The sequence below is a fragment of the Vibrio sp. AND4 genome (assembly GCF_000171815.1).
GTDB lineage: Bacteria > Pseudomonadota > Gammaproteobacteria > Enterobacterales > Vibrionaceae > Vibrio.
This window is the reverse complement of sequence record NZ_ABGR01000114.1, coordinates 1-1316: the sequence shown is the minus strand read 5'-3', so window position 1 is coordinate 1316 and position 1316 is coordinate 1. Positions and strand designations below refer to the sequence as shown.

General features: G+C 41.1%; 2 protein-coding genes and 1 pseudogene. 2 read left to right on the top strand and 1 reads right to left on the bottom strand.

Annotation, left to right across the window (positions count from 1 at the left end; genetic code table 11):
- Positions 1–112: 4Fe-4S cluster-binding domain-containing protein (locus AND4_RS19800; protein ID WP_009844618.1), on the top strand; the 112-nt coding region annotated here is incomplete at its 5' end.
- Between the two features lie 138 nt (positions 113–250).
- On the opposite strand, the gene AND4_RS19030 is transcribed toward AND4_RS19800, so the two are convergent.
- Complete coding sequence (locus tag AND4_RS19030; RefSeq protein ID WP_009844617.1) at positions 251–664, bottom strand: CesT family type III secretion system chaperone; 414 nt, start codon at positions 662–664, stop codon at positions 251–253.
- A 195-nt stretch (positions 665–859) separates the two neighbouring features.
- Here AND4_RS19030 and AND4_RS19320 point away from each other — a divergent pair.
- A pseudogene (locus AND4_RS19320) lies at positions 860–1316 on the top strand (tyrosine protein phosphatase); the annotation flags it as partial.

The window sequence follows — 1316 nt, the reverse complement described above, 5'->3', positions numbered from 1 at the left end:
GGATAATATTGATGTGCTAATAGACGGGAAGTTTGAACAAGATAATTATGACCCCGGGCTACTTTGGCGGGGTTCGAGTAATCAGGTTATTCACCGTTTTAAAGATATTTAACCTAGCCTATTTCTTTTGCAAATAATACTCACGAGAGAGCAGCTTGCTCTCTCGTGGATTGTGATTATATGAAGCTATGACATCGACCATCACTAGTGGTATTTCGCTAGACTTTAAATCCAGGGGTGCGCTTTGGAGTCAAACCATCAAACTTGGGTGTAATGTAGGCAAGTTTGTCGATGTGATTTCCTCCGAATGTAAAGAATGAGAAATATACAAGATCTTTTCAAGAGTTTGGTTTATTGCTGGAGAGTCGAGCTCATCAATTCTGTGTTGACTCCAGATTACAAGTTCATCGTTTTGGGATAAACCTATACGGGGCTGAAAATACTCAGAGGAGAAGATATTTTGCCTCAGTAGGGATACTGCTTGTTGTTCACTTTCAAGTGTACCCGCGTTCATAAAAATAACCAGTTGGTCTTCGCCGATAGGGGCTAAGTGTACAACGTTTTGGTTGTCAAAAGTTAAACTGGATATGCCTTCTTCTATGGTCAGTTCTGTTTCTAGAAGCCGACCTAAATCAGCGATCACCATTTTAAACCTTTCGTTCATGTTGTCTGCCTACTTTGTTTCGAATATCCAAGAAGTTATCAAAAAAATTTTCGTTCACTTGTTACTTTTAGTTATAGTTTTATCACTATTCGTCATTTGAAAACAAATATAAAAAGTTGCGACCAGAAACGGCAAACGAGACCCTAAATAAGCTTTTAATATGATGTCGGATTTAAAGATAATGTAGAGGTAAACATGGGATTATCGATTCAACAATTACATACTCAGGTCACTCATTTAGCGCAGGAAAATGGCGATGCAACAGGTAAACTAAGAGGAGCTGTTGCCGCAAATACACAAGGCAGTTTTCAGGGACTTACAGTCTCAAATGGTGCTAGAGAGACAGAAAAAGCATTTGCTATGGATATCTTGAAGCATACATCGAACATTATTCTCAACAGTTACGACCAAGCAGAGTTATTTAGCGGTTCTGCCCGCCTTGGTAAAAACAACTTTGTTTTGGAGCAAGTGGGTGGCGGACAAAGTCGCTTTGTTGGGTTGAAGAGTGATCAACTGACGCTTCGAGACGCAAAAATATTATTGGAAGCAGCGATGCGTCCACCAGTTCCTCTACGAAGCAATACACCGCCACCGATTCAGATGGGAAGCGATATTCCGCCGCCAGTTCCTGCGCGAAACGGCACACCGCCAC